The following is a 25,884-nucleotide window of genomic DNA, read 5'->3' as shown; positions in this document are numbered from 1 at the left end:
GGAGGGCTACTCGACGCCCGCGTCGGTGGATGATTCGACGCCCGCGTCGGCTGCTTCCTGCGCCGCCTGCCCCTCGGCCACCTGCTCGGGGGTGAACCGCATGAACAGCACCACGATCGCGGCGAGCACCGCGATGCCGGCGCAGGCGGCGAACGCCAGGCCGTAGCCCTCGGCCTGCGCGGCGAGCTGGGTCTCGTTCATGGTCTCCACCGGCGCGGTGGTGCCGCCCTTCGACAGCGCCCGCGAGGTCACCATCGCGCCGACAACGACCAGGCCGATGGCTCCGCCCAGGTTCTGGGCGACCTGCGCGAGAGCGGTCAGCGGGCCGATCTCGGTCGGCCCGACGCCGGCCACCACCGACAGGGTGAGCGGGATGACCGCGAAGCCGACGCCGAAGCCGATGATCACGACGGGCAGGAAGATGCCCGGGAAGTAGTCGGGCCCGTCGGTCGCGATCGACGACGCGTAGAGGCAGCCGCCCAGCAGGATCGCCCCGCCGGCCAGGACGAGCCAGCGCGGCTGGACCATCAGTGCCAGCTTCGAGGCGATGGCCGCGGCGATGCCCAGCCCGAAGGCGAACGGCACGACCGACAGGCCGCTCTGGATCGGGGTGTACTTCAGGATTCCCTGCAGGTAGAGGGAGATGAACACCGCCATGCACATCATGATCATGCTGGCGAAGAGGATGGCCGTGAGCGCGGCGACGCGCGAGGAGTTGTCGAACAGCGAGAACGGCAGGATCGGGTTGCGGGCGCGGCGCTCGACGATCACGAAGGCGATCAGGGCCGCCGCGCCGAGCACGAACGAGCCGATCACCAGCGGCGAGGTCCATCCGTTCGGCCCGTCGTTGACGCCGAAGACGAGCAGCGTGCAGCCGACGGTGCCCAGCACCGCGCCGGGGACGTCGAGCGGCAGGCGCTCACCCTGGGACTCGCGCAGCGCGACGATGGCCCCGAGTGCGACCACCAGGCCGATCGGCACGTTGATGAGGAACACCAGACGCCACGACACCTCGGTGAGCACGCCGCCGAGGATGAGGCCGGCCACCGATCCGACACCGGTCATCGCCGCGTAGATGGCGAAGGCCTGGCTGCGCGGTTTGCCGGGCGCGAAGGTGGTCGCGACCAGCGCCATCGCGGTCGGCGCCGCCACCGCGGCGGACGCTCCCTGCAGCGCACGCCCGATGATCAGGCTCGCCTCGTTCCACGCGAGCCCGCACAGCAGCGAGGTGAGCGTGAACATGGCGACGCCGACGACGAACATCCGCTTGCGGCCGAACGTGTCGCCGAGGCGGCCCCCGAGGAGCATCAGGCCGCCGAAGGCGAGGACATAACTCGAGATGACCCAGTTGGCGCTCGACTCCGACAGCATCAGCGAGTCCCGGATGCGCGGGAGCGCCAGGGCCGCGACGGTGCCGTCGAGCACCATGAGCAGCTGCATCCCGGACAGGACCAGGATCGGCAATCCGAAGACCGGCCGGTACGCGGCGTCGGCCGCAGGTCCAGCATGCACGGATCCGGGATTCGACATAAGGCCCGACGGTACCGGCCGGGCGCGGCGATGTGCCAATCCCCGTTGACGCGGACGCCGATGCACCGGCTCGTGAACGGGCTACTCGGCCGGGGCAGCGTGCTCGGCGTCGGTGAATCCGGCCACCTGCCCGATGACCACGATCGCCGGCGGACGCAGGCCCTCGGCCCGCGCGACCTCGGCGGCGTGGGCGAGATCGGCGCGCAGCACGCGCTGGGTCGGCAGCGAGCCGTTCTCGATCATCGCCACCGGGGTGTCGGCGGGACGCCCACCCTCGAGGAGTGCGTCGGCGAACCTGTCGAGCCGCTCGACGGCCATCATCAGCACGATCGTGCCGCGCAACCGGCCGAGGGCCGACCAGTCGGTGAGCGAGTCGGGATGTCCGGGCGGGACGTGGCCGGACACGATGACGACCTCGTGGGTGACCCCGCGGTGGGTCACCGGGATGCCGGCCGCCGACGGTGCCGCGATCGAGCTGCTGATCCCGGGCACCACGGTCACCGGCACGCCGGCGGCGACACAGGCCTGCAGCTCCTCGAAGCCGCGTCCGTACACGTAGGGATCCCCGCCCTTGAGGCGCACCACGAACTTGCCCTCCCGGGCCTTGGCGACGAGGACCTCGTTGATCGCCTCCTGCTTCATCGCGCGGCCGTAGGGCACCTTCGCCGCGTCGATGACCTCCACCTGAGGCCCGAGTTCGGCGAGCAGCTCGGGCGGCGCGAGGCGGTCGGCGACGACGACGTCGGCCTCGGCGAGCAGCCGCTGCCCGCGCACGGTGATGAGATCGGGGTCGCCCGGGCCGCCGCCGACGAGGGCCACACCCGGTGCGTGGGGTGCGGCGTCGTCGACCGACAGCGATCCCTCGGCCAGGGCGCGCGACATGGCCGCGCGCAGCGCCGCGCTCAGTTTGTGATCGCCGCCGGCGAGGACGCCGAACTGCACGTCGCAGTGCCGCCCGGACGCGGGGGTCACCGCGGTGCCCTGCCGGGCGTCGTCGGCGCGGACGCAGAAGGTGTGGCGGCGTTCGGCCTCGGCGACCACCGCCGCGTTGACGTCCGGGTCGTCGGTGCACGCGATCGCATACCAGGCACCCGCAAGGTCGCCGTCGGCGTATCGGCGCCGCGACACGGTGATGCCCGCGAAGGACTCGACCGCCGGCGTGGGGTCGACGGCGATGACGTGCACGTCGGCGCCGGCCGCGACGAGGTTCGGCAGCCGGCGCTGGGCGACGGTCCCGCCGCCCACGACGACGACCTTGCGGCCCTCGAGATCGAGACCCGCGAGATAGTGACCAGCCATGGCAGCAGACACTACCGGGCGCGGCGGGCGCGTCCGGCGGGCGCGTCCTAGAGCGGCAGCTCGCCGGTGCGGCGGATGTGATCCCAGACATCGGCGGCCGGGATACCCGCCCGGTGCGCCGACGCCTCGATCAGCGCGCCGAGCAGTTTGGAACTGCAGTACGCCGCCTCGAGGGCGTCCTCGGCGTTCGCGCGGATCTCGTTCCACCACGCGGGATTACGGTCGGCGGCGGCCTCCGCCATCGCGATCGCGGTGGCGAATCCCTGGTCGCAGCTGCATGCCTCGCGTGGATCGACCCCGCCCGGCGAGTACTGCGACTCGCTCGCCCACATCGACAGCACGTCGCTCAAGCCCGCCCCCGCGCGCGGTCGCGCTCGAGGGCGCGCTCGCGGGCCGCCTCGAACTTCTCGACCTTGACGTTCATGTCCTCGAGGAACTTCGCGAGGAGCTCGCGGTAGTGCTCGCCGAGCGGGCCGAAGTCGTCGCGCTCGAAGATCCGCCACTTGCGCAGCACCGGCATGACCACCTCGTTGAGGTGCTGCGGCAGGTCGTAGATGCCGCCCTTGGCGATGAGCACCGCATTGCGGCGGAAGTTGGGCATCGTCGCGCCGGGCATCTGGAAGTTGGACACGATCGTGTAGATGGCGGCCATCGTCTGGTCGGGCACGAGGTCGAGGGCGCCGGCGACGATGTTGCGGTAGAAGAGCATGTGCAGGTTCTCGTCGGCGGCGACGCGCTGCAGCAGTCGGTCGGCGATCGGGTCGCCGCACGCCTTGCCGGTGTTGCGGTGCGACACCCGGGTGGCGAGTTCCTGGAAGCTCACGTAGGCGACCGCGAACAGCATGTCGAAGCTGTGGTCGCGCTGGCCGTCGTCGGTGGGCAGCGGGTTGAACCCGGAGGTCATGTGCGCCATGCGGATGTTCTCGAGCTCGACGGGGTCGACGCCGCGGGTGACCACGAGGTAGTCGCGCATGACGATCGAGTGGCGGTTCTCCTCGGCGGTCCAGCGGCCCACCCAGAAGCCCCACGCGTCGTCGAGGCCGAAGTTCTCGGCGATGACCCGGTGGTACGAGGGCAGGTTGTCCTCGGTCAGCAGGTTGGTGATCATCGCGGCCTTGGCCACGTCGGAGAGCTGCGACTGCTCGGGGTCCCAGTCCACGCCGCCGAGCATGGCGAAGTTGCGCCCCTCGTCCCACGGGACGTAGTCGTGCGGATGCCACTCCTTGACCATCCGCATGTGGCGCTCCACCTCGGTCTCGCACACGGGTAGCAGTTCGCGCAGCAGGTCAGCGCCGGTCATGCCGCTGTCGCTCAGCTCGGGGGGTCCGATGAGGGTGGTCACGTGTACTCCTGGTCCGACGTTCGGGTTGCGGCGGTCAAACGATCCGCCGCAGATCACTGTGCGCGCCCGACACCGCGGACGGCGTGGGGAAAAGGTCCCGCTTGTGCTGGGACCCATGTCGCGTTCTGTCCCGCGTCGACGCGTGACCCGGCAAAACGCCCGGTCAGGCGTTCGCGCGGGCCCATCGGTCCGGTAGGTTCAGACCATGGCTGACGACTCGACCCCCTCCCCGGTCCGCGCCTACCTCGTCGACGATCACGAGCTGGTCCGCCGCGGGCTCCGCGACCTCCTCGGCACCGCCGGCGACATCGAGGTCGTCGGTGAGGCCGCCTCCGTCGGCGAGGCCCTCGTCGGCATCCTGGCGACGAAACCCGATGTGGCGGTGCTCGACGTGCGCCTGCCCGACGGCAACGGCGTGGAGCTGTGCCGCGACGTCCGCGCCGCCGAACCCGACGTCAAGTGCCTGATGCTGACGAGTTACGCCGACGACGACGCGCTGCTGGCCGCGGTGCTCGCCGGCGCGAGCGGTTTCGTCCTCAAGCAGATCCTCGGCCACAACCTCGTCGCCGCGGTCCGCACCGTCGGGCGCGGCGGCTCGCTCCTCGACGACCGGTCCACCGCCGCGCTGCTGGCGAAGCTGCGCGACGGCAAGAAGGAGGAGAAGGATCCGCTCGCGGAGCTGACCCACCAGGAGCGCGAGGTCTTCAACCTCATCGGCGAGGGCCTGACCAACCGGCAGATCGCCGAGCGGATGTTCCTGGCGGAGAAGACCATCAAGAACTATGTCTCGCGCATCCTGGGCAAGCTGGACATGCAGCGGCGCACCCAGGTGGCGGTGATGGCGACCAAGCTGCGCGAGGGCAAGCAGTAGCGGCGGGGTCAGCCGACGAGTGGCACCGACCACGTCAGCGTGGTGCCGCCGTCGCCGCGCTCCCCGCGGGGTCGCGTCACCACGCTGAAGGTGCCGTCGCATTCCTCGGCGCGCCGGGTGAGGTTGTCCAGTCCGCGGTAGGTGACGTCGGTGTCGATGCCGACCCCGTCGTCGGAGATCTCCACGGTCAGCACGTCGTCGGCGCACACCGACACCGAGATGTGTTCGGCGTGCGCGTGCCGCAGCGCATTCGACAGGCCCTCCCGCAACACGGCGTCGATGTGCGGGCCGAGCGTGTCGGGGACCACCGTGTCGACGGGGCCCTCGAAGTTCACGCTCGGCGAGATCGAGGCGTGCCCGGACAGTTCGGAGACGATGTCGAGCACGCGGCGCCGAAGGGTCGGGTCCTCGGAGCCGGAGGCCGTCTGCAGGTCGAAGATCGAGGTCCGGATCTGCGCGATCGTCCGGTCGAGGTCGGTCATGATCTGACCGAGGCGCTCTTTCGCCGCTTCCCGGTCGGTGGTCCCGGCGAGCAGGGTCTGCACCGACATCCCGATGGCGAACAGGCGCTGGATGACGTGGTCGTGCAGGTCGCGGGCGATGCGGTGACGGTCCTCGAGGACCTCGAGGTCGCGGGCGATCTGCTGCTGCTCGGCGTAGACGACCGCGAGCGAGGCGATCTCGGCGACGCCGGCCAGGCCGGCGATTTCCTCCTCCTCCCAGTACGGGCGGGTGCGATGGGTGATGATCATCCATCCGAACGCGCCCGACGCGCGCTGCAACGGCTGCACCGACGTCCACCGGGCGCCGCGCCGCACCAGGGCCGGCGAGATCGCCCCGGCGCGCTGCACCGTCAGCGAGTTCGCCGACGGCGCGGTGAAATCGTCGATGCGCGGGGGTTCGCCGGTGTGCCCGCGCAGTTCGACCTCGCCGTCGAGTTCGGTGATCAGGTAGACGTCGACGGCGCCGACGAGGTCGGCGACGTCGACGCACATCCGGGACATGGTGTCGGACAGGGCGATCCCCGCCAGCGGCTCGGATCCCCGGCGCGCGAGGACCTGCATCCAGCGGTGGCGGGTGCGGGCGCGCTCGAACAGGCCGGCGTTGTCGATGGCGATTCCGGCCGCGACCGCGAGCACGGCCACCACGGTCTCGTCCACCTCGGAGAAGGTGTCCGCCGACTGCTTCTCGGTGAGGTAGATGGAGCCGAACACCTCGCCGCGCACCATGATCGGCGCGCCGAGGAAGGTGTGCATCGGCGGATGGTTGGGCGGGAAGCCGACGGAGGTGGGATGCGCTCCGAGGTCGTGGATGCGATGGATCTGCGGGTCGTCGATGAGCAGTCCGAGCACTCCCCTGCCGACGGGCAGGTGGCCCATGGTGGCGCGCTGGGCGTCGGTGATGCCGGTGTAGACGAACTCGGACAGTCCGCCGTCGGGACCGCGGACGCCCAGGGCGCCGTACTTCGCGTCGACGAGACCGCCGGCCACCTCGACGATGCGTTGCAGGGCGCGGTCGAGTTCGACGCCCTGCCCGACGACGAGGACCGCCTCGAGCAGCTCGCGCAGCAGGACCGGATCGTCGACGCCCTGTTCGGCCAGTGTGTCGAGGGCTTCGCGGAGTCGGCGCCCCGTCTTCGGGGAGCCGGCGTCGAGGAGCTTGTCAGCGGAGTCCACGCAGGCGAGCCTACTCCCGGCCGTCCGGGGATCGACCCGCACGAGGCATTCCGCGCGCACCCGCATCCGTCTCGACCTCGCGGGCGCGGGAGACGAAGCGATGCAACGCCTCTGGGACAGCCGCCGGGTGCACGTGCAGATACGACGCGTGGACCGACGCGGTGACGATCCCGTGGGTGGTGGCGTGCCCGGCCGCGTCGCGCCACGCCCACGCCGGGGTGGCCTCGACGTCCGGGGCGACGGCCACGGTGCTGCGATGGAACTCGTGGCCGGTGATCCGCTCCCCGGCGCGGAACAGCACCGAGTCGGCCACCGCGACCGCGTCCCGGTAGCCGAGGGTCAGCGTCGGGCCGAAGTGCCCGGTGAGTTCGAGGACCTCGCTCATCGGGTGTCCGTCGAGCTGCGCTGCGAGGTAGAGGAGCCCGGCGCACTCGGCGTGGATCGGGCGGCCGGCGGCGGCATGCGCCCGCAGGTCGGCGCGCAGACCGGTGTTGGCGGAGAGCTCCTCGGCGTGTTCCTCCGGGAAACCGCCGCCGATGACGACGCCCGCAGCGTGCTCCGGCAGGCGGTCGGTGAGCGGGTCGAAGGTGACGACGTCGGCACCCGCCGCGGTGAGCATCTCGGTGTGCTCGGCGTAGCCGAACGTGAAGGCGGCGCCGCCGGCGACGGCGACGACCGGCCTCGCGGGGACGCCGGCGGGATGGGCATCGGCCCCCTCGCCGCCGGGTGTGGCAGATGCCCCGGGCGAAACGGCGGCCGCGGGCGACCACGGTTGCGCGTCGGCGACCGCGCGTCGGCGGGCCGCGGCGACGATGGCGGGCAGGTCGAGTGCCGCGCCGAGATGCCCGGTCATGGCGTCGACGGCGGCGACCGCCTCCTCGGTGCGCTCGGCGGCCGGGATGAGGCCGAGGTGCCGGGACGGCACGGCCAGGGACGGATCGCGGCGCACCACCCCGAAGACGGGCAGGCCGACGCGGTCGCAGGCCTGACGGAGCACCAGTTCGTGGCGCGGCGATCCGACGCGGTTGAGGATGACCCCGGCGATCTGCACGGATGCGTCGTAGGAGAGGAAGCCGTGCAGCACCGCGGCCAGCGACTGGCTGTGACCGGACCCGTCGACCACGAGCACGACGGGCGCCCCGAGGATCGTCGCCACATGTGCGGTCGACCCGAGTCCCAGCTGGTCTGACCCGCCGGCTCCCGTGCCCGGGGCATCGGTGATCCGGCCGTCGAACAGGCCCATCACCCCTTCGACGACCGCGATGTCGGCACCCGCCGCGCCGTGCGCGAACAACGGTGCGATCAGGTCCTCACCCACCAGGTTCGGATCGAGGTTGCGGCCCGGGCGACCCGCGGCGACCGCGTGGTAGCCGGGATCGATGTAGTCGGGCCCCACCTTGAAGGGCGCGACCCGGTGGCCGGCGGCCCGCAGCGCCCCGATGAGTCCCGTGGTGATCGTCGTCTTCCCGCTGCCCGACGACGGGGCGGCGACGACGATCGCGGGAGTCGTCACCACTCGATGCCCTTCTGCCCCTTGCGCCCGGCATCCATCGGGTGGGCGATCTTGCGCATCTCGGTGACGAGGTCGGCGGCGTCGACGAGCGCCTGCGGCGCACGCCGCCCGGTGATGACGACGTGCTGGCGCCCGGGCCGCCGCGACAGCGTGTCGACGACCTCGGCGGTGTCGACCCAACCCCAGTCCAGCGGATAGGTGAACTCGTCGAGCACGTAGAAGTCGTGCTCCTGTGACTCGAGACGACGGGCTATCTCGGCCCACCCGGCCCGGGCGGCCGCCGCGTGGTCGTCGGCGTGATCGGTGTTGGCGCGCAGCCACGACCAGCCCTGCCCCATCTTGTGCCACTCGACCGGGCCGCCGGCGCCGGTGTCGGAGTGCACCTTGCCGAGGGCGAGCAGGGCCGACTCCTCCCCGACCTTCCACTTGGCACTCTTCACGAACTGGAACACCGCGACCCGCAGGCCGGCGTTCCACGCGCGCATGGCCATGCCGAACGCGGCGGTCGACTTGCCCTTGCCGTCGCCGGTGTGGACCGCCAGCACCGGCTGGTTGCGGCGCTGCCTGGTGGTCAGGCCGTCGTCGGGTATCGATTCGGGAACCCCGCGGGGCACGTCGTCTCTCCTTCGTCAGGGGTGGTCAGGCCGCACCGCGGCTCAGGGCGCCGGCGGTCAGCTCGTCCATGGTCAGCACGCCCGCACCCAGGTGCCCGGCGAGTTCGGCAGCGAGTCCGAGGCGCACCAGCCCCTGTTCGCAGTCGACGACGACCGATTCGATGCCACGACGCCGGATGGAGGCGGCGGCGGCACGGGCTCGCGCCGGGGCGTCGCGTCCGGCGGTGGCGCGTCCGTCGGTGAGCACCACCAGCAGCGGACGCCGGTGCGGTTCGGCCCGCAGTCGGCGTTCGATCACCTCGCCCGCGAGGAGCAGCCCCTCCGCGAGCGGGGTACGGCCGCCGGTGCGCACCTCGGCGAGACGGCGCACCGCGATGTCGACCGACTTGGTGGGCGGCACGGCCAGGGTCGCGGTGCCGCCACGGGCGACGACCACGGCGACGCGGTCACGGCGGGTGTAGGAGTCCCGCAGCATCTCCACGGACAGGTCGGCGACGGCGGCCAGCCGGCGGCGCGCGGTCATCGAACCGCTGAGATCGACGACGAAGACCACGAGGTTGGACTCGTGGCCGATGCGCTGGGCCGCACGCAGATCGTCGGTGTGGACGCGAACCGGTGACGGGTCCGTGGCGACCGGCCGGGTTCTCCCGGCCGCGGCAAGCACGGTCGCGAACAGGTGCACCGGCCGGCCGGCCTCGAAGTCGACGGCGCGGGTGGTGAGTCCGCGACGGCTGCGCGCCTTCGACCGGCGGCCGGGGTCGCCGTCGCCCACCCCGGCCAGCGCCAGGGCCCGCATCCGCTGCGCGCCCGCGCCGCGCGCGGTCCCGAACGCGGGTCCGGCCGGTGCCCGGGTCTCGTTGCGGCCGGTCTCGTCGCGGCCGGTCTCGTCGCGGCCGGTCTCCCCGTCGGGCGCAGCGCTCCAGGAGTCCGCCTGTGACCCTTCCGGTCCGTCGCCGGCCGGTTCGCCACCCGGCCCGTCGCCGGGTCCGGGGTCGTCGGGTCCGGGGTCGTCTGGTCCGGGGTCGTCTGGTCCGGGGTCGTCCGGGACCGGCCCGGCGGCCTCCTGTCCCGACCGCATGGCGTCGTCGAGTTCGTCGGCCGACAGTCCGGACTCGTCGAACGGGTTGCGACGACGCCGGTGAGGCAGGGCGAGTTCGACGGCCGCGCGCACGTCCTCCTCGGTGACCTCGGCCGCGCCGCGCCAGGCCGCATGCGCGGCGGCGGTCCGGGCGACGACGATGTCGCCACGGAGGCCGTCGACGTCCAGATGAGCGCAGACCCCGGCGATCCGGCGCAGTTCGCGAGTCGGCAGGGAAACCTCGCCGACTGCGGCACGGGCCGCCCGGATACGTTGTGTCAGTTCCTTTTCCGCGTCGGCGAAGGCATCGGCGAAACCTGCGGGATCGGCGTCGAAGGCCATGCGGCGCCGAACGACCTCGACCCGCTCGTCGAGATCCTTGCCGGCGGCGACGTCGACCGCGAGACCGAATCGGTCGAGGAGCTGCGGCCGCAACTCCCCCTCCTCCGGGTTCATCGTTCCCACGAGGACGAAATCGGCTTCCTGCGTGTGGGATACGCCGTCTCGCTCGATCGTGACCCGGCCGCTTGCGGCAGCGTCGAGCAGCACGTCCACAAGGTGGTCGGCGAGGAGGTTCACCTCGTCGATGTAGAGCACGCCGTGGTGCGCCTGCGCGAGGAGCCCCGGAGTGAACTCGGCACGCCCGTCGCGAAGGACCGAGGTCAGGTCGAGGGAGCCGATGACCCGGTCCTCGGTGGCCCCGATCGGCAGTTCCACGACGCGGCCCGACCCGGAGCGATCCCCCTCGTCTGCGATGAGCGGACCGAGCCCGCGCACGATCGTCGACTTGGCGGTCCCCTTCTCGCCCCGGATCAGCACCCCGCCGATGCCCGGCGAGATCGCCGAGAGGATCAGGGCGAGCTTGAGTTGCTGTTGCCCGACCACCGCGCTGAACGGGTATCGGACGTAGTCTGGCGGGGACGTCATCACTCTCCTGCGTTCTCGCGTGCGGTACGGATCATCGACACATGCGGGATGCCGTCCTCGAGGTACTCCTCGCTCTCGGCGACGAACCCGAACTTGCCGTACATCTCGGTGAGGTAGGCTTGGGCCTCGATCCGGCAGGGCCGGTCGCCGACCTCGGCCAGGGCGGTGGTCATCAGTTCGGCCAGCAGGCCGCGCCCCCGGTGGGCGTGAGCGGTGCAGGCCCGGCCCATCCGGTACACCAGGCCGCCGTCGGCAGCCGGCGTCGGCTCCTCCAGGAGCCGCAGGGTCGACACCACCGGACCGTCCGGCTCACCGTTCTCGGTGATCCAGAACTGACGGGTCGTCGGCTCCAGGTCGCGGCCGTCGAGTTCGGGATATGGACACGCCTGCTCGACGACGAAGACGTCGACGCGTAACCGCAGGATGCGGTACAGCGTCGACGCGTCGATGTCGGCCGAAGGACTGCGGTGAACAACAGAGGTCATGTGTCGTGGTTAGCACATGACCTCTGTTGTCGGCATCAGCCCGCGGTGGCGGGAGAAAGCTCGCCGGACTCCGGCGCCGCGTGGCGACCGGTCAGCTTCAGCGACTTGTTGGTCCAGTCCCACACGCGGTGGTACAGGTCGCGGTCGTCGCTGAGCTTCTTGCCGAAGGACGGGATGATCTCCGAGAGCTTCGACGACCAGCCGGCGTACTCGGTCGGGAAACACTTCTCGAGCACCGACAGCATCGCCGGTACCGCGGTCGAGGCGCCCGGCGAGGCGCCGAGCAGACCCGAGATGGTGCCGTCGGCTGCGGCCACCACAGCGGTGCCGAACTCGAGCTTGCCGCCGACGCCGGTCTTGCGGATGACCTGCACGCGCTGACCGGCGGTGATCAGCTCCCAGTCTCCGCCGGTGGCGCGGGGCACGAACTCCGAGAGGGTCCTGACGCGGTCGGCCGGCGACGCGGCGAGCTCGCCGATCAGGTACTTCAGCAGGCCGAACTCCTGCGGCGCGATCGACAGCATCGGCAGCAGGTTGCCTGGCTTGATCGACGTCGGCAGGTCGGTGATCTTGCCGGTCTTGAGGAACTTGGGCGACCAGCCGGCGTACGGGCCGAACAGCAGGCCCTTGTTGTGGTTGATCACGCGGGTGTCGAGGTGCGGCACCGACATGGGCGGCGCGCCGACGGCGGCCTGGCCGTACACCTTGGCCGAGTGGCGGTCGATCAGGTCGGGGTTGGTGCAGCGGAAGAACTCACCGGACACCGGGAAGCCGCCGAAGCCCTTGGCCTCGGAGATGCCCGACTTCTGCAGCAGGTGCAGCGCACCGCCGCCGGCACCGACGAAGACGAACTTCGCGTGGACCTGTCGCTTCTCGCCGGTGCGGTTGTTGCGGATCTTGACGATCCAGCTGCCGTCGGACTGCTTGGAGAGGTTGGTCACCGAGTGACCGAAGTAAATGTCGGCGCCGGCGCTGACGTAGTTGAGCAACTGCTGGGTGAGCGCACCGAAGTCGACGTCGGTGCCCTGGTCGAACCAGTTCAGCGCGACCGGATCGTCGAAATCGCGGCCGTCGGACATCAGCGGGAGTCGCGTGGCGAACTCGGCCGGGTCGTCGATGAACTCCATACCCTCGAAGAGGGTCTGGGGTGCCAGCTTGTCGTAGCGCTTGCGCAGGTACTTGACGCTGTCCTCGCCGTGGACGAAGGACACGTGCGGGATGGGGTTGATGAACTCGGTGGGGTCGCCGAGGATGCCGTTGTCGACCGCGTGGGCCCAGAACTGGCGCGACACCTGGAACTGCTCGTTGATGTTGAGCGCCTTGGTGATGTCGACGTCGCCGTCGGCGGTCTGGGGCGTGTAGTTGAGCTCACACAGCGCCGAGTGTCCGGTGCCCGCATTGTTCCAGGGGTCGCTGGACTCGGCGGCGGCCGCGTCCAGCCGCTCGAACAGGCTGATCGACCAATCGGGCTGGAGCTGACGGAGCAGCGCCCCCAGGGTGGCACTCATGATGCCCGCACCCACCAACGCCACGTCGGTCTTGATCACCGTTTTCGACACCTGGACTCCACTTCGAGCTGATCGACGAACTTGTTTAGGGCCATTGTCCAGCATGTCACGTCTTTAAACAGAATCGACCTGCTCAATTGTGGTATCGGCGACACTTCGCGGCAGGGGCCGGGCCCGGCGAGCAGGTCATTAAGCTGGCAGGGGTGAGCGTATCCGCAGGTGCCGACTGGAGGCCCGACTGCTTCCTCGACCACTACCAACTCCGCACCATCCCCCTGGGACCCGACCCCGACGGCGAATCCCCCGTCACCGCGACGCTGGTCCGGCGCGCCGAGGCCGGTGAACGGATCGCGAGCCCGCAGCCGGTGACCGGCGCAGTGCTCTACGTGCACGGCTTCACCGACTACTTCTTCCACGAACCGCTGGCCGACTTCTTCACCGACCGCGGCTACGCGTTCTACGCCATCGACCTGCGGAAATGCGGCCGGTCGCGCGAGGCGCACCACACCCCGCACTTCACCACCGACCTCGCGCGCTACGACGAGGAACTCGGCCTCGCGCTCGACGTCATCGCCGCCGAGGTCGGCCACGACACCCGGATCGTGGTCGCCGGACATTCCACCGGCGGCCTCGTCACCGCGTTGTGGCTGGACCGCCTGCGCTCTGAGGACCCCGCCCGGCATCGTCGCGTCGAGGGACTGCTGCTGAACTCCCCGTGGTTCGACCTGCAGGGCGACCCGGTGTTGCGCACCTTCCCCGTGTCCATGTTCATCAAGGCCGTCGCGGCGGTGACGCCCAAGCGCGTCGTCCCCAAGGAGCTGTCCTCGGCCTACGGAGAGAGCCTGCACTCGAGCGCGAACGGCGAGTGGACCTACGACCTCGAGCTCAAACCGCTCGGCGGATTCCCGGTGACCTTCGGTTTCCTCGACGCCGTGCGCACCGCACAGCGCCGCCTCCACCGCGGCATCGACATCGGCGTGCCCGCGCTCGTGTTGCGCTCGGACAAGTCGCATTTCGCCAAGACCTACTCGACGTCCACCGACCGGGCCGACGTGGTTCTCGACGTCACGCAGATCGCACGCTGGAGCGGCTGCCTGGGCGGCCGGGTCAGCGTCGTGCCCATCCCCGACGCACGCCATGACGTGTTCCTCTCGATCCGCCCCGCCCGCGAGCACGCCTACGACGAGGTCGACGCCTGGATGAACCAGGTGCTCGACGCCCCCACCCCGAACAGAGAAGAGAACGCACTATGACCGCCACGCAGGTCGTGGACCTGGCCATCATCGGTTCCGGCAGCGGCAACTCGATCCCCGACGACCGGTTCGCCGACACCTCGATCGCCATCTTCGAGGAGGGCGCCTACGGCGGCACCTGCCTGAACGTCGGCTGCATCCCCACCAAGATGTTCGTCTACGCCGCGGAGGTCGCCGAGATCGCCGCGCACGGCGCGCGTCTCGGGGTCAACGCGAGGATCGAGTCGGTGGACTGGCCCGGCATCGTCGAGCGCGTGTTCGGCCGGATCGATCCGATCTCGCAGGGCGGCAAGGAGTATCGCGTCGACCGGTGCGACAACGTCACCGTGTACAGCTCGCACGTCGAGTTCGACGGCACCGACGACGAGGGCCGCTACCGCCTCGTGACCGCCGACGGCGCAACGGTTCTCGCCCACGAGGTGGTCCTCGCGGCCGGTTCACGGGCGGTCATCCCGCCGGTGATCGCCGAATCGGGCGTCCGCTATCACACCAACGACGACGTGATGCGCCTGCCGCAGCTGCCCGAGCGGCTGGTCATCGTCGGAAGCGGTTACATCGCAGCCGAATTCGCGCACGTCTTCGGCGCCCTGGGGTCGCAGGTGTCGATCATCGCGCGCGGTCCCGCGCTGCTGCGCAAGCAGGACGCCGACATCTCCAACCGGTTCACCCAGATCGCCTGCGACAAGTGGGACGTCCATCTCGAAACCGGGATCGAGGCCGCGGAGAACCTCCCCGGCGGCGGCGTGCGCCTGCACCTCACCGGCAGGGACGGAAGCAGGTCGCAGCTCGACGCCGACGTGCTGCTCGTCGCGACCGGCCGCAAGCCGAACGGCGACCGGCTGAACCTGTCCTCGGTCGGCGTCGAACTCGACGACGAGGGCCGGGTGCGGTGCGACGAGCACGGGCGGACCGCGGCGCGCGGCGTGTGGACCCTCGGCGACGTCAGCTCGCCGTACCAGCTCAAGCACGTCGCCAACCACGAGGAGCGCGTGGTGCAGGCGAACCTCCTGAAGGGCTGGGACGCCGACGATCTCGTCGCCTTCGACCACCGGTTCGTGCCTGCCGCGGTGTTCACCCACCCGCAGATCGCGTCGGTCGGCCTGACCGAGGACGAGGCCCGCACGGCCGGCCACGACATCACGGTGAAGGTCCAGGCCTACGGCGACGTCGCCTACGGCTGGGCGATGGAGGACACCACCGGCTTCTGCAAGGTCATCGCCGAGCGCGGCACCGGCCGGATCCTCGGCACGCACATCATCGGACCGCAGGCGCCGACGGTGATCCAGCCGGTCATCCAGGCGATGTCCTTCGGCCAGACCGCCCTCGAGGTCGCACGCGGCCAGTACTGGATCCACCCGGCGATGCCCGAGGTCCTGGAGAACGCGCTGCTGGGACTGGAGATCTGACCGACCGTCAGAAGATCGTCGAACGCAGCGCGATCTCGCTGGCGAGCGCGGCGGGCGCCTTCTGCGGGATCCAGTGGTCGACCCCGGAGAGCACGCAGAACCGGAAGTCGGAGTAGGCGTACCGCCCGCTCGCCTCGGCCTGCTCGCGGCCGAGAGCAGGGTCGGAATCGCTCCACACCAGGGTCGTCGGGATCTCCACCGGCGGGCACGCCATCGTCGCCTTGATGTCGCCGGCGAAGTTGGCGCGATACCAGTTCAGCGCCGCGGTCAGTGCGCCCGGCTCGCGCAGCGGTGCGAGCTCCTCGGCGGTCACACCCGCCTTCCTCAGCACGGCGCCGTCGTCGGCCAACAGCCTCTCCTCGGCACCCTCGGCGATGAAATCCTTGATGTAGGAGGACCTTTCGCGTTGGTCACTGGCCGCGAGCGCGTCGCGCATCGCCGACGGGTGGCCGGTGCTCGCGACCACGAGGCCGGTGAACCGGTCGGGGTACTTGCCGGCGAGGTGCCAGGCGAGGATGCCGCCCCAGTCGTGCCCGACGAGGATCGCGTAGGCGATGCCGAGCTCGTCGAGCACGCCGATCGCGTCGGAGACGAGGTGGTCGAGGTGGTAGTCCTCGACGCCCGGCGGGCGGGCGCCGGGGCTGTAGCCGCGCTGGTCGAGCACCACCGTGCGCAGCCCGGACTCGTGCAGGCGCGGGAGGACGGCGTCGTAGCAGGTCCCGTTGACCGGGAATCCGTGGAGCAGCAGGACCCAGGGTCCGCGCTCCGGGCCGGAGATCCGGACGTCGAAGGTGAGGCCGTCGACGGTCACCTGACGCTGTTCTTCTGTCATCTGGCCACGATAGCGCCTACGCACGGGGCCGGTAGGGCTCCAGATGGTGGCGGATCAGCGAGGTCGAAAACGTCGGACCATGGGCGATGAGGTCGGTCACAGCGTCGAGGTCGAGGTGTGTCTCGACGAGGTCGGCCATCAGGTCGACCTGGCGACGACGCGCCGCGGCGAAGTCGGTATCGGGGGCGACGACGAAGTCGGAGCGGCCCGACTCGGCCGCCACCTCGGCGAGCAGGGAGCGCCGGAACTCGTCGCAGGCGAGTAGCCCGTGCCAGTGCGTGCCGCGCACCGGGCCGCGCCGGGCGCCCTCGCCGCCGAGCTCGTCGTCGGTGATCCAGGTGTCCTCCGCCGACTCCCCGACACGCCCGTGGTGGATCTCGTAACCGTGGATGGCCTCTCCCCCGGGTCCGGTGCCGGTCGCCTGGCGCAAGGTCTTGTCGGCGCCGAACTCGATCGTCAGGTCGAACAGGCCGAGACCGTCGACGCGGCCGCGCCCGGACTCCACCGGGTCGTCGATGGCGCGGGCCAGCATCTGGAAGCCCCCGCAGACGGCGACGACCGGACCTCCCCGTTCCGCGCGTGCGGTCAAGGCCGCGGCGAGGCCCCGCTCGCGCAACCACGCGAGGTCGGCCACGGTCGCACGGGTGCCGGGCAGCACGACGAGGTCCGCGGCCGCGACGCTGCCCGGGTCGTCGACCCACGTCACGTCGACGCCGGGTTCGCACGCCAGGGCCTCGACGTCGGTGGAGTTGGAGATGCGCGGCAGGCGGATCGCGGCGACGCGCAACCGGCCCGCCCCGCCGGCGCCGGAGTCCGAGCGCGGACCGATGCGGCGCCCGACCGGGGCGGCGAGGGAGTCCTCGGCGTCGAGCCACAACTCGTCGGAGTACGGGATCACGCCCAGGGTCGGGCGGCCGGTGAGCCCGCGGAGCTGTTCCAGTCCGGGTTCGAGGATCGACCGGTCGCCGCGGAACTTGTTGATCACGAACCCCGCGATGAGCGCCTGGTCCTCGTCGCCGAGGACCGCGGTCGTCCCGAACAGGTGGGCCAGGGACCCGCCCCGGTCGATGTCGGTGACGAGCAGCACCGGCAGCCGCGCGGCCTGCGCGAGGCCCATGTTGGCGATGTCGCCGTCGCGGAGGTTGATCTCGGCGACAGATCCGGCGCCCTCGCAGATGACCACGTCGAAGTCGCGACGCAACGAGTCGAGTTCCTCGACGACGACGCGACGCAGCCGCGACCGCCAGGCGACGTAGTCGCGGGCGCCGACGTCCCCGGCGGGCTGCCCCCGCAACACGACGTGGGAGCGCCGGTCGCTGCCTGGCTTCAGCAGGACCGGATTGAAGCGCGTCGACGGTTCGAGCCCGCATGCGAACGCCTGCAACGCCTGGGCTCGGCCGATCTCCCCGCCGTCGGGGGTGACGACGGAGTTGTTGGACATGTTCTGCGCCTTGAACGGCGCCACCCGCACCCCGGACCTGGCGAGCGCGCGGCACAGTCCGGCCACGACCAGGCTCTTGCCCGCGTCGCTGCTGGTTCCGCCGACCAGCAGCGCGCCGCCCGTCGGACCGGTCTCCCCGCGCGGGGTCACTCGTCGGGCAGGGTGAGGATCTCCGCGCCGTCCTCGGTGACGACGAGGGTGTGCTCGAACTGCGCCGACCACTTGCGGTCGGCGGTCACCACGGTCCAGCCGTCGTCCCACATCTCCCACGCCAGGCCGCCGAGGTTGATCATGGGCTCGATCGTGAACACCATGCCCGGCTCGATGACGGTGTCGACATTCGGCTGGTCGTAATGCAGCACGACGAGGCCGTTGTGGAAGGTCTCGCCGATGCCGTGGCCGGTGAAGTCGCGAACCACGCTGTAGCCGAAGCGGTTCGCGTAGGACTCGATGACGCGGCCGATGACGTTGAGCTCGCGTCCGGGCTTGACCGCCTTGATGCCGCGCTCGGTCGCGATGCGGGTGCGCTCGACGAGATCTCGGACCTCCTGGTCGACGTCACCGGCGAGGAAGGTCGCATTGGTGTCGCCGTGGACGCCGTGGATGTAGGCCGTGACGTCGATGTTGACGATGTCGCCGTCCTGGATGACGGTCGAGTCCGGGATGCCGTGGCAGATCACCTCGTTGAGCGAGGTGCAGCAGGACTTCGGGAAGTCCTTGTAGCCCAGGGTCGACGGGTAGGCACCGTGATCGATCATGTACTCGTGGGCGATCCGGTCCAGTTCGTCGGTCGTCACGCCCGGCGCGACCGCCTTGCCGGCCTCGACGAGAGCGTTCGCCGCGATCTTGCCCGCGATCCGCATCTTCTCGATGGTCTCCGGGGTCTGCACCCACGGCTCGTGTCCCTCGTTGACCGTCGGCTTCCACGCGTACTCCGGACGCTCGATGTGGTCGGGGACGGTCCGGATCGGCGTCGGGGTACCTGGCGTGAGGGCACTGCGAACTGGCATGTGACCACCTTAACCGTGCGCCGGGGTGGGCCGGTGTGCGGTCAAGAAGGCGAACTTAAGTAAGCTTTGGCTGACCAAAGTGTGCCGCTGATGGCGCAGAAGAGGATTCGAAGGTGGTGACGGTGAGTTCGTCGAGCAGATCGGTGCGAACCCTACTGGTTCTGCTCGTGACCACCGTCGTCGCGCTGGCCGCCTCGGCGTGCTTCGTCACGCCCATCGAGCAGGAGCGCGTCTCGCCGACCGCGCACCTGCGCAACGGCCCGCAGACGGCGGAGCTCGCGACCACCGAGATCACCCCCGTCACCACGAATCCGACTCCGCGCCTGCCGGTCACGGTCGACTCCGTCCGCTACGGCGAGGTGGAGGTGACCGATGTCAGCCGGATCGTCGCCGTCGACGTCAGCGGCACCCTCGGCAGCATCGTCTTCGCGCTCGGCCTCGGCCCGAACGTGGTCGGCCGCGACACCGCGACCGCGTTCCCGTCCGCCGCGGGCCTGCCGATCGTCACCAACCGCGGGCACTCGCTCAACGCGGAGGCCGTCCTGGCACTCGACCCGAGCATCGTCCTCGTCAGCGAGTCGACGGTGCCGGCCAACGCCGTCGACCAGATCCGCGATTCCGGCGTCACCGTCGTGGTGTTCCCCGCGACGCGCGACCTGGCGTCCAACGACACCCTGATGCGGTCGGTCGCACGGGCGCTCGGCGTCCCGGCCGAGGGCGAGAAGCTCGTCGAGCGCACCAACGAGCAGATCGACGCCGCCCGCGAACTCGTGCCGAAGCCGTCCGGCGACCCGACCATGGCCTTCCTCTACATCCGCGGCAGCAACCTGCTGCTGCTCGCGGGCCCCGGTTCCGGCGTCGACGACCTGATCACCGAACTCGGCGGCCGCGACGCCGGCGCCGAGGCCGACCTCACCGGCGCGTTCACCGCGGTCACCGCCGAGGCCATGATCCACGCCGACCCCGACGTGATCATCGTCATGACCGAGGGCGCGGCGACCGTGGGCGGGCCCGAGGGCGTGCTGAAGCTGCCCGGCATCGCCGAGACCGAGGCCGGACGCAACGGCCGCGTCGTCCAGATGGACGAGACCAAGATCCTCACCTTCGGACCCGACGTGGGCCTCGTCCTGGCCGCACTGGCGAAAGCGATCTACGTATGAGCGCCCCCGTGACGACGAAGGAGACGCCGGCGGCCGCGCCTGCGCCGGTGGGAACCTCGCACAAGGTCCGCAACACCGTCGTCGTGACCGTGATGGTGGCGGCGACCGCGGTGCTCGCGATCATCTCCGCCGCCATCGGCCAGGTCCACGTCCCGCCCCTCGAGGTGCTGGGCAGCATCGCCCACCACTGGCATCTCGACATCGGGCCGCTGCCATCGCATCCCAACGGCGAGGGCGCCCTGTGGAACGTGCGGTTCCCGCGCATCGTGCTCGGCCTGTTCGTCGGCGCGGCCCTCGGCGCGGCCGGCTGCCTGTTGCAGGGCGTGCTGGCCAACCCGCTCGCCGAACCCAGCATCATCGGCGTCTCGTCGGGATCGGCGATCGGCGCCTGCCTGGTGATCGTCCTGGCCGGCGGCTCGGCGGGAGCCGGCGGCGCCGCGAACAACTGGGCGCTGGCCGGCGCCGCGTTCGTGTTCGGCCTGGTGACCGCTGCGGCGGTCTACGTGCTGTCGCTGCGCGACGGCTCGTCGTCGGCGATCATGCTGGTGCTCACCGGCATCGCGGTGAACGCCTTCGCCGCCGGCGTCATCGCCTTCCTCACCTTCGTCGCCTCCACCGCCGCCCGCGAGCAGATCGTCTTCTGGCAGCTGGGCTCCCTGGCGAGCGGCAACTGGAGCGAGATCCTCGTGGTCGCGCCGCTGGTCGTCGTCGGCGTCGCGGCGTGCGTGCTCCTGGTCCACAAGCTCGACCTCCTCGCCCTCGGCGAGATCCAGGCCGCGTCGCTGGGCGTCAACGTGGAGGGCGTCCGTCGCCTGGCCATCGTGCTGACCGCGATCCTCACCGCGGCGGCCGTGGCCTTCGCCGGGATCATCGCCTTCGTCGGCCTGGTGGTCCCACACGTGATGCGGCTCATCGTCGGCCCCAGGCACTCGATCCTGCTGCCCACCAGCGTGATCGGCGGCGCGCTCGTCATCACCGGCGCCGACCTCGCGGCCCGCACGATGGTCGGCGACGCCGATCTGCCGCTCGGCATGTTCACCGCATTGATCGGCGGGCCGGTCTTCTTCATCCTGCTGCGTCGCAGCCGTCGCGCGGGAGCGGGCTGGTGACCGGCGGGCGGCCCGCGACGACGCCGGGCATCGTCGCCGAGGACGTGCGGGTCTCGCTCGGCGGCCGAGAGGTCGTCCGCGGCGTCTCCCTCGAGGTGCACCCCGGTGAGCTCGTGACCCTGGTCGGCCCCAACGGCTGCGGCAAGTCGACGCTGCTGTCGGTGCTCTCGGGAACCCGCAAGCCGTCGGGCGGCCGGGTGCACATCGACGGCCGGGACGTGGCGACCACGCCCCTGCGCGAACTCGCGCGCCATCGCAGCGTGGTGACCCAGCAGAACCGGCTCGACACGCCGTTCACCGTCGCCGAGGTCGTCGCCATGGGCCGCTACCCGTGGCTGCGGACGCCGCGGGCAGTCGACTCCCCGAAGATCATCGCCGACGCCGTCGAGCTGTGCGAACTCACCGAGATCGTCGACCGCCCCTTCGCCCATCTGTCCGGCGGCCAGCAGGCACGCGTGTCGCTGGCCCGGGCGCTCGCCCAGGACACCCCGGTGATGATGCTCGACGAGCCGACCGCGGCACTCGACATCCATCACCAGGAGCAGGTCCTGGAGATCCTGGGCGCCCACCGCGACCAGGGCAACGCGGTGCTGCTCGTCGTCCACGACCTCACGCTTGCCGCCGCCTACGCCGACCGCGTGGCGGTGATGAAGCACGGCGAGCTGCTGGCGGTGGGGCCGACCGACGAGGTGATGACCACCGAACTGCTCACCGCGACCTACGACCACCCGGTCGAGGTGCTCACCCACAACGGGCAGCAGGTCATCCTGCCCGAGCGCACGCCGCGCTGACACCCCCGACCCGGCAGGTCACACGCCGTAGCCGGGTCCCAGCGCGTCGAAGAAGTCGCGGGTGACCGCCACCGCGTTGTTGGAGTCACCGCCGCCGACGACGAGCGTCGCGAACGCGATGTCGCCGCGGTAGCCGGCGAACCAGGCGTGCGAGCCGCCGGAGAACTCGGCCTCACCGGTCTTGCCGTACACCGCTCCCCGACCGTCGATCACCGTCGCGGTACCGCTGGTGATCACCGCGCGCATCATCGGCCGCAGCTGGCGGTAGACCTCGGCCGGCATCGTCGGGGTGGGCCCCTCGACGACGGTCGGCTTGTCCAGGATCAGTTGCGGCACAGGCGCCTTCACGCCGTTTGCGACGGTCGCGGCGACCAGCGACAGACCGAGCGGCGAGACCAGGACCTTACCCTGGCCGAAGCCGTCCTCGCTGCGCGCCACCAGCTCGTTCTCGATCGGCACCGAGCCGGACACCGCGTCGAGGCCGGCGATCGAGTACTGCTGTCCGATGCCCATCGCCGCGGCGGTGTGTGCGAGGTCCGACGGTCCCATCTGGCTGGCCAGCTTGGCGAAGGTGGTGTTGCACGACGAGGCGAACGCCTGCAGCATCGGCACCGCGCCGAGCGAGAAGCCGTCGTAGTTCGGGATCAGTCGCGGACCGATCTGGATCTCGCCCGGGCAGGGAACGATGGTGTCCGGGGTGGCCATCTTGCGGTTGATCGCGGCGGCCGCGGTGACGATCTTGAACGTCGAACCGGGCGGGTACAGGCCCGTCGTGGCGATCGGACCCTGCGCGTCGGCGGCCGGGTTCTGCGCGACCGCGAGGATGCGCCCGGTGGACGGCTGCACCACCACCATCGCGATCTGGAACCGGTTGGTGGCGTTGACCGCCCGCTGCGCCGCGGTCTGCACCGTGCGCGACAGGCTCAGCGAGATCGCCGGCGACGGATCGGGCGCGTGGTCGGCGAGGACGTCGGCGTCGAGTCCGTTCGGGTTCACCGACACGACCCGCCACCCGGCGCGTCCCGCGACCTCGCCGTCGACGACCTTCTTGACCTCGGTCAGCAGCGCCGGGGCGAACTTCGGGTCCTTGGGGACGAGTTCGGCCTGCTCGTTGGTGACCACGCCGGGAATGGCGAGCCGGTCGCGCAGGCGGTCGAACTGGGCGTGGGTCATCCGCGCGAGCGGGTACTGCCGGCGGTTCGAGGTCACCTGCTCGGTGATGGCCTGCTCGTCGAGATCCGGGTTGAACCCGCGCAGCACCGCGACCGCGGAGGTGACCGAGTCCGGGATCGAGGCACCCTGTTCGGCGGCCTCCACCGGATCGAAGTTCACGCCGACCACGGTGCCGTTGACCATGACCTCCGAGCCGTCGGACTCGTTCACCGTGGCGCGCGGCGCCTCGATGATCTGCAGTGAGAGTCGTTGGTCGGCACCGAGTTTCGGATGCACGGCGGTCGAAGCCCACAGCACCGCCCAGCCCTGGTCGCCACGCCCCATCCTCAGGGCGGTGTCGTAGGACCACTCCCGCCCGCGCGGCAGCGTCCAGGTGTAGGCGACCTGGACCTCGGCGGTGTCACCGGTGACGCGGACCCGGCCGGCCTTCGCCTCGAGCGCCTCTGCGGCCAGACCCGACCATGCCGATTCCATCGCCCGCATCGACGTGTCCGAGGCGTCGGTGAGGCTTGCCGCGGTGTCGAGGTCCTGCTGGGAGTACGCCTCGAGGAACCGTTCGGCCGCCCGGCGGGGGCCGTCGTCCTCGGACGTCGAACACCCGACGGTCGCCGCGATCAGGACAGTGCAGATCGCGACGATCACCGCCGGGGTCCATCGGATTCGCGTGCGCCACATCGCGGTCGAGTCTATGGCCGCGGCACCCGATCGCCGGGACGCCACGCGGGCGCAGCGGATGTGACCTGCCCGGGGCGGACACCCGGCGCGGGCGGATCAGTCCACGAGCACGGTCGCGAACGTGCCCACCTGCGTGAACCCGATCCGCTCGTACACCGCGCGCGCGGTGGTGTTGAAGCTGTTGACGTACAGGCTCGGCAGCCGGCCCTGTGCCGCGACGGCATCCGCGACGGCGGCGGTGCCGCCCATCCCGACCCCCTCCCCGCGCCGGTCCGGGGCCACCCACACGCCCTGGATCTGCCCGACGCGCCGGGACATCGAACCGATCTCGGCCTTGAACACGACGTCCGGTCCGTCGAAACGCGCGAAGACCCGGTGCGCGGAGATCAGCGAGGCCAGACGCCGGCGGTACGACCGACCGCCGTCCCCTGCCGTCGGGTCGACGCCCACCTCGCCGATGAACATGTCGATCGCGGCGGGCATGTACGCGTCGAGATCGTCGAGGGTGACGAGCCGGACCTCGGCGTCGGGCGCGACCTTGGGCGGTCTCGTGAGGGCGAGCAGCGGCTGCACGGGCCGCACCTCGCGGGCGGCCCCCCACACGGGCTCGATCTGCTCCCACATGGGCAGGACGAGCTCGGCGCGCCCGACGATCGACGAACAGGCGCGCGGCGCGGCGACGGCGCGGTCGGAGAAGTGGTCTAGGTCGGCGCGTGCCCCGATGAGCGGTATCAGGTTGGCCCCGGAGAAGCACAGCGACGTCGACGGGTCGTCGGCCGTCCAGAACTCACCGCCGAGCAGGCGCGGGTTGATGCCGTGGGTCTCGAACCGTGCGGCCACCATGCACATCGCCACGGGATCCGAGGCGAGGACGCGTTCGACCGCGGCCGCGTCACGCGCGCCGAGCGGTTTGTCGTCCAGTAGCTTCAGCACCACCGCTCCTCACTTCCCGACCCGGGACTCGCGACAGCGCCCGACGACCTCAGGAGACGGTGACGACCGGAGAGCCGGCGGACGTGCCGTCTCCAGTGTGTCCTGATTCCTCGGCGATCCGCAGCGCTTCTTCGATCAATGTCTCCACGATCTGCGCCTCTGGCACGGTCTTGATGACCTCGCCTTTGACGAAGATCTGGCCCTTGCCGTTTCCGGAGGCCACGCCGAGGTCGGCCTCGCGCGCCTCGCCCGGCCCGTTGACGACGCATCCCATGACCGCGACGCGCAGCGGCACCTCGAGACCTTCGAGGCCGGCGGTGACCTCGTCGGCCAGCTTGTAGACGTCGACCTGGGCACGGCCGCACGACGGGCACGACACGATCTCGAGCTTGCGGGGCCGCAGGTTCAGCGACTGCAGGATCTGGTCGCCGACCTTGATCTCCTCGGCCGGCGGCGCCGACAGCGAGACGCGGATGGTGTCGCCGATCCCCTCGCTGAGCAGCGCACCGAACGCGACGGCCGACTTGATGGTGCCCTGGAACGCCGGGCCGGCCTCGGTGACGCCGAGGTGCAGCGGATAGTCGCACTGGGCCGCGAGCTGGCGGTACGCCTCGACCATGATCACCGGGTCGTTGTGCTTGACGGAGATCTTGATGTCACCGAAGCCGTGCTCCTCGAACAGGCTCGCCTCCCACAGCGCCGACTCGACGAGCGCCTCCGGGGTCGCCTTGCCGTACTTGGCCAGGATGCGCTTGTCGAGCGACCCGGCGTTGACGCCGATCCGGATCGGGATGCCCGCGTCGCCGGCGGCCTTGGCGACCTCCTTTACCCGGCCGTCGAACTCCTTGATGTTGCCGGGGTTCACGCGCACCGCGGCGCATCCGGCGTCGATGGCGGCGAAGATGTACTTCGGCTGGAAGTGGATGTCGGCGATCACCGGGATCTTCGACTTCTTGGCGATGATCGGCAGGGCCTCGGCGTCCTCCGGACGCGGGCACGCCACGCGCACGATGTCGCATCCCGACGCGGTCAGCTGCGCGATCTGCTGCAGGGTGGCGTTGATGTCGTGGGTCTTGGTGGTCGTCATCGACTGCACCGAGATCGGGTGGTCGCTGCCGACCCCGACCGGGCCCACGAACAACTGCCGGGTCTTGCGGCGCGGGGCCAGCACCGGCGGGGGTCCGGCCGGCATGCCGAGGCCGATCGGCACGGCGTTGGCAGGATTCGGGGCGTTCATCTCGTTCACCTCTGTGAGTCG

22 protein-coding genes are annotated in these 25,884 nt (G+C 70.8%); 6 read left to right on the top strand and 16 right to left on the bottom strand.

Annotated features, from left to right (window positions below):
• Nucleotides 1-6 precede the first annotated feature (6 nt).
• From GP2_RS00885 to GP2_RS00870, 4 genes are all read right to left on the bottom strand, one after another.
• Nucleotides 7-1,530 (bottom strand): DHA2 family efflux MFS transporter permease subunit, encoded by a 1,524-nt coding sequence (locus tag GP2_RS00885; RefSeq protein ID WP_051997131.1) that lies wholly within the window; start codon nt 1,528-1,530, stop codon nt 7-9.
• An 81-nt stretch (nt 1,531-1,611) separates the two neighbouring features.
• Complete coding sequence (gene cobA, locus GP2_RS00880) at nt 1,612-2,829, bottom strand: uroporphyrinogen-III C-methyltransferase (RefSeq protein WP_040526124.1); 1,218 nt, start codon at nt 2,827-2,829, stop codon at nt 1,612-1,614.
• Nucleotides 2,830-2,876: 47 nt separating this feature from the next.
• Nucleotides 2,877-3,179 (bottom strand): hypothetical protein, encoded by a 303-nt coding sequence (locus GP2_RS00875; RefSeq protein ID WP_006898551.1) that lies wholly within the window; start codon nt 3,177-3,179, stop codon nt 2,877-2,879.
• Nucleotides 3,176-4,171 carry an acyl-ACP desaturase gene (locus GP2_RS00870; RefSeq protein ID WP_006898550.1) on the bottom strand — a complete coding sequence of 332 codons (996 nt, stop codon included), beginning with the start codon at nt 4,169-4,171 and terminating at the stop codon, nt 3,176-3,178. Before GP2_RS00870 ends, GP2_RS00875 begins: the two co-directional genes overlap by 4 nt.
• A gap of 205 nt (nt 4,172-4,376) precedes the next feature.
• On the opposite strand from GP2_RS00870, the gene GP2_RS00865 reads away from it, so the two are divergent.
• Nucleotides 4,377-5,042 (top strand): response regulator, encoded by a 666-nt coding sequence (locus GP2_RS00865; protein WP_006898549.1) that lies wholly within the window; start codon nt 4,377-4,379, stop codon nt 5,040-5,042.
• A gap of 8 nt (nt 5,043-5,050) precedes the next feature.
• On the opposite strand, the gene GP2_RS00860 is transcribed toward GP2_RS00865, so the two are convergent.
• From GP2_RS00860 to mqo, 6 genes are read right to left on the bottom strand one after another with little or no spacing between them, the layout of a single operon-like run.
• Nucleotides 5,051-6,784 (bottom strand): GAF domain-containing sensor histidine kinase, encoded by a 1,734-nt coding sequence (locus GP2_RS00860; RefSeq protein WP_006898548.1) that lies wholly within the window; start codon nt 6,782-6,784, stop codon nt 5,051-5,053.
• Nucleotides 6,729-8,234, bottom strand: a complete 1,506-nt coding sequence (locus GP2_RS00855) for a cobyrinic acid a,c-diamide synthase CobB (protein ID WP_006898547.1) — start codon at nt 8,232-8,234, stop codon at nt 6,729-6,731. The genes GP2_RS00860 and GP2_RS00855 overlap by 56 nt, the downstream gene beginning before the upstream one ends.
• Nucleotides 8,228-8,845 carry a cob(I)yrinic acid a,c-diamide adenosyltransferase gene (gene cobO, locus GP2_RS00850; protein WP_006898546.1) on the bottom strand — a complete coding sequence of 206 codons (618 nt, stop codon included), beginning with the start codon at nt 8,843-8,845 and terminating at the stop codon, nt 8,228-8,230. The genes GP2_RS00855 and cobO overlap by 7 nt, the downstream gene beginning before the upstream one ends.
• 25 nt (nt 8,846-8,870) lie before the next feature.
• Nucleotides 8,871-10,850: a VWA domain-containing protein gene (locus tag GP2_RS00845; protein WP_006898545.1), complete on the bottom strand. Its 1,980-nt coding sequence runs from the start codon at nt 10,848-10,850 to the stop codon at nt 8,871-8,873.
• Entirely contained in the window at nt 10,850-11,335 is a 486-nt protein-coding gene (locus GP2_RS00840) for a GNAT family N-acetyltransferase (RefSeq protein WP_006898544.1), read from the bottom strand. The genes GP2_RS00845 and GP2_RS00840 overlap by 1 nt, the downstream gene beginning before the upstream one ends.
• Before the next feature lie 35 nt (nt 11,336-11,370).
• Nucleotides 11,371-12,894 carry a malate dehydrogenase (quinone) gene (gene mqo, locus GP2_RS00835; protein WP_006898543.1) on the bottom strand — a complete coding sequence of 508 codons (1,524 nt, stop codon included), beginning with the start codon at nt 12,892-12,894 and terminating at the stop codon, nt 11,371-11,373.
• A 152-nt stretch (nt 12,895-13,046) separates the two neighbouring features.
• Between mqo and GP2_RS00830 the strand changes: the two genes are divergently transcribed.
• Both GP2_RS00830 and mtr read left to right on the top strand, forming a co-directional pair.
• Entirely contained in the window at nt 13,047-14,096 is a 1,050-nt protein-coding gene (locus GP2_RS00830) for an alpha/beta hydrolase (RefSeq protein WP_040526122.1), read from the top strand.
• The gene (mtr, locus tag GP2_RS00825; RefSeq protein WP_006898541.1) at nt 14,093-15,502 is read left to right on the top strand and encodes a mycothione reductase; all 1,410 of its coding nucleotides are present in this window, start codon (nt 14,093-14,095) and stop codon (nt 15,500-15,502) included. Before GP2_RS00830 ends, mtr begins: the two co-directional genes overlap by 4 nt.
• 7 nt (nt 15,503-15,509) lie before the next feature.
• Here mtr and GP2_RS00820 read toward each other — a convergent pair whose 3' ends face one another.
• From GP2_RS00820 to map, 3 genes are read right to left on the bottom strand one after another with little or no spacing between them, the layout of a single operon-like run.
• Nucleotides 15,510-16,313 carry an alpha/beta fold hydrolase gene (locus GP2_RS00820; protein ID WP_006898540.1) on the bottom strand — a complete coding sequence of 268 codons (804 nt, stop codon included), beginning with the start codon at nt 16,311-16,313 and terminating at the stop codon, nt 15,510-15,512.
• Nucleotides 16,314-16,350: 37 nt separating this feature from the next.
• On the bottom strand, nt 16,351-17,925 hold the full coding sequence (locus GP2_RS00815) for a cobyric acid synthase (protein ID WP_006898539.1): 1,575 nt from the start codon (nt 17,923-17,925) through the stop codon (nt 16,351-16,353).
• Entirely contained in the window at nt 17,922-18,785 is an 864-nt protein-coding gene (gene map, locus GP2_RS00810) for a type I methionyl aminopeptidase (RefSeq protein ID WP_006898538.1), read from the bottom strand. The genes GP2_RS00815 and map overlap by 4 nt, the downstream gene beginning before the upstream one ends.
• A 143-nt stretch (nt 18,786-18,928) precedes the next feature.
• Here map and GP2_RS00805 point away from each other — a divergent pair, with 143 nt between their 5' ends.
• From GP2_RS00805 to GP2_RS00795, 3 genes are read left to right on the top strand one after another with little or no spacing between them, the layout of a single operon-like run.
• Nucleotides 18,929-19,945: a heme/hemin ABC transporter substrate-binding protein gene (locus GP2_RS00805; RefSeq protein ID WP_006898537.1), complete on the top strand. Its 1,017-nt coding sequence runs from the start codon at nt 18,929-18,931 to the stop codon at nt 19,943-19,945.
• Entirely contained in the window at nt 19,942-21,054 is a 1,113-nt protein-coding gene (locus GP2_RS00800) for a FecCD family ABC transporter permease (protein ID WP_006898536.1), read from the top strand. The genes GP2_RS00805 and GP2_RS00800 overlap by 4 nt, the downstream gene beginning before the upstream one ends.
• Nucleotides 21,048-21,845 (top strand): heme ABC transporter ATP-binding protein, encoded by a 798-nt coding sequence (locus GP2_RS00795; RefSeq protein ID WP_040526157.1) that lies wholly within the window; start codon nt 21,048-21,050, stop codon nt 21,843-21,845. Before GP2_RS00800 ends, GP2_RS00795 begins: the two co-directional genes overlap by 7 nt.
• 18 nt (nt 21,846-21,863) lie before the next feature.
• Here GP2_RS00795 and GP2_RS00790 read toward each other — a convergent pair whose 3' ends face one another.
• From GP2_RS00790 to ispG, 3 genes are all read right to left on the bottom strand, one after another.
• A complete protein-coding gene (locus tag GP2_RS00790; RefSeq protein ID WP_040526118.1) occupies nt 21,864-23,693 on the bottom strand; it encodes a penicillin-binding transpeptidase domain-containing protein in 1,830 nt (609 codons plus the stop codon).
• A 96-nt stretch (nt 23,694-23,789) separates the two neighbouring features.
• Nucleotides 23,790-24,626 (bottom strand): GNAT family N-acetyltransferase, encoded by an 837-nt coding sequence (locus GP2_RS00785; RefSeq protein WP_040526156.1) that lies wholly within the window; start codon nt 24,624-24,626, stop codon nt 23,790-23,792.
• Between the two features lie 49 nt (nt 24,627-24,675).
• Nucleotides 24,676-25,863, bottom strand: coding sequence for a flavodoxin-dependent (E)-4-hydroxy-3-methylbut-2-enyl-diphosphate synthase (gene ispG / locus GP2_RS00780; RefSeq protein ID WP_006898532.1), 1,188 nt, complete (start codon nt 25,861-25,863; stop codon nt 24,676-24,678).
• Nucleotides 25,864-25,884 lie beyond the last annotated feature (21 nt).

It is taken from the genome of Gordonia paraffinivorans NBRC 108238, assembly GCF_000344155.1.
GTDB lineage: Bacteria > Actinomycetota > Actinomycetes > Mycobacteriales > Mycobacteriaceae > Gordonia > Gordonia paraffinivorans.
The sequence above is the reverse complement of the archived record's forward strand: the minus strand, read 5'-3'. Positions and strand labels throughout refer to the sequence as shown.